This is a genomic window from Pseudomonas sp. S37 (assembly GCF_016658545.1).
GTDB lineage: Bacteria > Pseudomonadota > Gammaproteobacteria > Pseudomonadales > Pseudomonadaceae > Aquipseudomonas.
In genome coordinates this window covers 1-4,864 of record NZ_JACVZC010000198.1, presented here as the reverse complement: position 1 = coordinate 4,864, position 4,864 = coordinate 1, and the positions used below count along the sequence as shown (strand labels likewise).

Annotated in this window: 4 protein-coding genes; all 4 read left to right on the top strand. The window is 67.0% G+C overall.

The annotated features are described in order from the left end of the window. Nucleotides 1-996 (top strand): LTA synthase family protein (locus IAE39_RS28955; RefSeq protein WP_201207887.1); only part of this gene is annotated, 996 nt, incomplete at its 5' end. A gap of 4 nt (nt 997-1,000) precedes the next feature. After that, the gene (locus tag IAE39_RS28950; protein WP_201207886.1) at nt 1,001-1,567 is read left to right on the top strand and encodes a GNAT family N-acetyltransferase; all 567 of its coding nucleotides are present in this window, start codon (nt 1,001-1,003) and stop codon (nt 1,565-1,567) included. Continuing rightward, nucleotides 1,567-3,708 carry a capsular polysaccharide biosynthesis protein gene (locus tag IAE39_RS28945; protein WP_201207885.1) on the top strand — a complete coding sequence of 714 codons (2,142 nt, stop codon included), beginning with the start codon at nt 1,567-1,569 and terminating at the stop codon, nt 3,706-3,708. Before IAE39_RS28950 ends, IAE39_RS28945 begins: the two co-directional genes overlap by 1 nt. A 3-nt stretch (nt 3,709-3,711) precedes the next feature. Further along, on the top strand, nt 3,712-4,755 hold the full coding sequence (locus tag IAE39_RS28940; protein WP_201207884.1) for a phytanoyl-CoA dioxygenase family protein: 1,044 nt from the start codon (nt 3,712-3,714) through the stop codon (nt 4,753-4,755). The last annotated feature ends 109 nt before the right edge of the window (nt 4,756-4,864 follow it).

Below are 4,864 nucleotides of genomic sequence, written 5' to 3'. Positions count from 1 at the left end.
GGGTTGGGGTCGCCTTTTGGGGGTGAGCCTGTGCCGGCCTCTTCGCGGGGCAAGCCCGCTCCTACATCGGGCTTGGCGCAGCCAGGGGCGTTGCCGGACCTGGTTTCGGTGCAGAGCGAGTCGTTCTTTGATGTGCGCGACCTGTGGCCTGGGGTGCGCCCGCAGGTGCTTGACCAGTACGACCTGCTGGCCAGCCAGGCGCTGGCCCGGGGCAAGCTGCAGGTGGCGGCCTGGGGCGCCAACACGGTGCGTACCGAGTTCGCCTACCTTACCGGTATCCCTACGGGGCGGCTGGGGGTGCACCGCTTCAACCCGTATCGCGTGCTGGCCCGCCAGGGCTTGCCCAGCATCGCCGCCACGCTGAAGGCGCAGGGTTACCGCACCATTTGCATCCACCCCTACGACGGGGGCTTCTATGGGCGCAACAAGGTGCTGCCGGCGCTGGGCTTTGACGAGTTCATCGATGTGAAGGCGTTCAACCCTTCGCAAAAGGCCGGGCCGTTCATAGGCGATTGCGCGGTGGCGGAAAAGATTCGTGAACTGCTGCAGGCGCCCGGCCGCACCCAGCCGCTGTTCATCCATGCGGTCACCATGGAAAACCACGGCCCGCTGCACCTGGAAAGCGTGGCCGCGCACGAGCTGCCGGCCTGGTTCGACCGCCCGTTGCAACCGGGCATGCAGGACCTGGGCCCGTATGTGCGGCATATCTGTAATGCCGACCGCATGCTGGGCATGCTGCGCGAAACGCTGATGGCCCTGCCGAACGAGGCGCTGCTGTGCTTCTATGGCGACCATGTGCCGATCTTGCCGGGGGTATACGAGGCAATCGGTGCCCCCGCAGGCGACACCGACTACCTGATCTGGTCCAACCGCCACCAGCCGGGCTGCCGGGCCAGTGCCCTGGCCGTGCAGCAGTTGTCCAGCAGCTTGCTGGCCCATGCCCAGGCGCCTGTGGCAGGCCGGCATGCGCCCGCTGCCACCGCCGGGGTAGCCTGACAACGTGCTGCGTATCGTGCTGGGATCGGACCTGGCGCCGGAGCGCGCCGCAGACCCCGCCCTGGCCCGCTTGCTGGCCGAAGGGCGTGGGTCGTTGGCGTTTCTGATTGGCAATACGGCCTGCCGCTATCGCCTGCTGGGTACGGCTATCAACTGGGACCGTGTGCTGCTGGCCTTCGATGGTGAGCAGGCATTGGGCTTTGCGGCGTTCAAGCATGGCCGGCGTGGGCCGTTTGCCTTGCAGTGGCGGCCGTTCATTCGTGAGTTTGGCGTGCTGGCTGGCTGGGTGCGGTTTACCGGGTTCTGCCTGAGCGAGCTGCGCGAATGGCGCTACCCGTTCTTGTTGTACGGGCTGCGGGTCAGCAAGGCGGCCCGCCAGCAAGGCGTGGGGTCGGCGCTGGTGCAGGCGTGCTGCGCGCATGCTGCCGCGCAGGGCTTTAGCCAGGTCGAGCTGGAAGTGCCGCTGAACAACCCGCGCGCGCAACGCCTGTACCTGCACACCGGCTTTGCCCTGCGCCGCAAACGCTGGGTGCCGTTTCCGCCGGTGCGCAACATGTGGCGGGTGGTGTAATGCTTCAGGAGCGGGCTTGCCCCGCTAACACCTGCCAGTTCACGCCCCCGGAGGCGCTGGTAGACGGCACCGGTTGGGTCGGCATCATGTCGCAATGGGTGGCCTGGAAGGTCCTGCACCTGCCGCAGTTCCTCGGCCCCGAAGGCCCGCCCTTCTGGCTGTGGCGCCGTGGCCGCAAGGCGCCCAAGGGGCTCAAGGCCATTGCCGGTATCGGCTACAAGCAGTCGTCGGCCCATGCACGGGTGCTCTGCCAGCGCTGGGGGCTGCCTTACATTGCGCTGGAAGACGGCTTTTTGCGTTCTTCCTCGCTGGGCATCGAGGGCGATACGCCGATGTCGATGGTGGTGGACCCGGTGGGCATCCACTACCTGGCCGACCGGCCTTCGCTGCTGGAAAACATTCTGCAGCAGCCCGAGGCGCTCAGCGCCTACGAACTGGACTGCGCCCGCGAACTGATTGCCTTGATGCGCAGCAGCGGCATCGGCAAGTACAACAATGCCCAGGACCTGCCCGCCGACGACCCGCTGGGCCGCGAGCGGCCGCTGGTGCTGGTGGTGGACCAGACTGCCGGGGACTATTCGATCCCGGGCGGCGGGCTGTGCGAGGCCGACTATGTGCGCATGCTGGATGAGGCCCTGGCAGAAAACCCGGGCGCCGACGTGCGCGTGCGCATTCACCCGGACTGCCTGGGTGGGCAAAAGCCCAGTTGCCTGCTGGATGCGGCGCGGGCCCGTGGGGTAACGCTGGAGGCACGGCCGGTGGCCTGGGCGTCACTGGCCCGGCGTGCCCAGCGGGTGTACGTGGGCACCAGCCAGGCCGGGCTGGAGGCGTTGATCCAGGGCGTGCCGGTTACCTGCTTCGGGCTGCCGTTCTACGCGGGCTGGGGGCTGACCGATGACCGCATGGCCATCCCGCGCCGGCAGGCCCGCCCAGACTTGGTGCAACTGGTGGCGGCGGCCTATGTGCGTTACTGCCGCTATGTCGACCCTTTGACCGGGCAACTGACCGATGCCTTGACCGTTGCCCGCCAGCTGGCCAGCAAAAAAGCCCGCGACGCGGCGTTTGCCGGGCCTACCACGGTGCTGGGCGTGAAACGGCACAAGCAGCACAACATTCGGCGCTTTTTTGCCAGCCGCTGGGGGCAGTTGCGCTTCAGTGTGCACAGCCCGCAACTGGTCAGCCAGGTAGCTGCCGAACAGGGCCGGTTGCTGGTGTGGGCGGCACGCGAGCCAGCCGGCCTGGCTGAGCGTGCGCGCCAGGCGGGGGTGCCGCTGTGGCGGGTGGAGGACGGCTTTTTGCGCTCCACGGGGCTGGGCGCCACCAACAGCCCGGCGCTGTCGTTGGTGCTGGACCGGGGCGGCATTCATTACGATGCGCAGTCTGCCAGTGACCTGGAGCAGCTGTTGCAGCATGGCGAATACGATGCCGCCAGCCTGGCCGAAGCGGCGCGGCTGCGGGCGCAGATTGTGGCCAGCGGCACCAGCAAGTTCAATTTGCGCAGCCGTGTGCGGCCCGACTTGCTGGGGCAGCCGGGCCAGGCGCGGGTGCTGGTGGTCGGCCAGGTCGAGGATGATGCTTCGGCGCTGTGCAGCGGTGGCGGTACCGGGTGTAACCTGCGCCTGCTGCAACAGGTGCGTGCGCAGTTGCCGGATGCCTGGATTTTGTACAAACCGCACCCCGACGTGGAGGCCGGCAAGCGCCGCGGGCAGATCGCCCCGGCACAGCTGGCGGGGCTGGCCGACCAGGTGCTGGCGGGGGTGGACATCGCTGGCCTGTATGGCCAGGTCGATGCACTGCATACGCTAAGTTCCACTGCGGGTTTCGAGGCGTTGTTGCGCGGGGTGCCGGTGGTGACCTATGGCACGCCGTTCTATGCGGGCTGGGGCCTGACCGAGGACCACCAGCCGTTGCCGCGCCGTACCCGGCGCCTGACCCTGGACCAGTTGGTAGCCGGCGCCTTGTTGCGCTATGCGCGCTATGCCGACGTCCAGCAAGACTTGCCCTGCGATGCCTGGCACGCCCTCGCCTGCCTCAGCGCGCCCCACCCGGCGCGGCTGGCCCACCGGCGAATGGCGCCGTTGCTCAACTATACCCGGACCATGCTCGGCTGCGGCCGGCCACTGGCCCCATCAAAGGACTAGAACATGCCTGTTTCGATCAAGGACATCGGCCGTTACGCCGCACTCCCCTGGCATTGCATGCAGCTGGCTACCCACGCCAAGTCGTTCGAGAACAACCCGGTGCTGGGCAGCGCCCGGCTCAATGCCCTGGGCCTGCATGTGCAGCGCCGTCAGCTGGCGATGGCCATGGCCGGTTACCGGCGCAATGCGCTGGCATCGCGGCTGGATGCTGGCGAGCGCGAGCATTTTGAGCAGAACGGGTTTTTCATTCGTGAAAACGCCCTGCCTGCCGAGCAGTTTGCGGCCTTGCGTGCCGAGCTGGGTGCATTGCGCAGTACCGGCTGGGAAATGCGCCAGGGCCGTGCGGTTACCCGCCGGGTCAGCCTGGACCAGGACGTGCTGGCGCAAAACCCGGCCAGCGCCGCGTTTGTGGCGGACCGTGGGGTGCGCGACCTGATTGCCTATGCGTCGTCCAATACCGGTGGCATTACCTACCAGTTGCAGTCGATCGTGATTGACGCAGCCAATGCCGACCAAGACCCGCAGACCCGCCTGCATGCCGACACCTTCCACCCTACGGCGAAGGCGTGGTTGTTTCTGGATGATGTGGCGGATGACCAAGGGCCGTTCAGTTACGTGCCAGGCTCGCACCGCCTGACGCCGGAGCGTTTGGCCTGGGAGTATCGTCAAAGCCTGGGGGCGGCGCGTTCCAGCGAGCGGATGCACCGTGAAGGTTCGTTCCGCATCGACGAGCCCGAGCTGGCCGCCCTTGGTTTGCCACCGCCACGCCGCTTTGCGGTACCGGCCAACACCCTGGTGGTGGCGGACACCTCCGGTTTCCATGCCCGCTGCGCAAGCCACCAGGCCAGCCACCGCGTCGAAATTTATGCCAGCCTGCGGCGCAACCCGTTCATTCCATGGCGCGGGGCCCACCTGTTTGCCCTGCCGTGGATTGCCAACCACCACATGCGCTGGGATATCCGGTTGAAGCGGTTGATGGGGTTTGGCAAGAAGAGCCATTGGCGGTTTGTTGAGCAGTTGAATGCGTATGAGGCGCCGCATATCTGACCCACGGCAAACCCGCCCCTACATTGGTCGGTGGTGGGCGCATATCAGTGATTCGACATAGCCCGTTGTAGGAGCGGGTTTACCCGCGAAGAGGCCGGGCCTGCGGGCC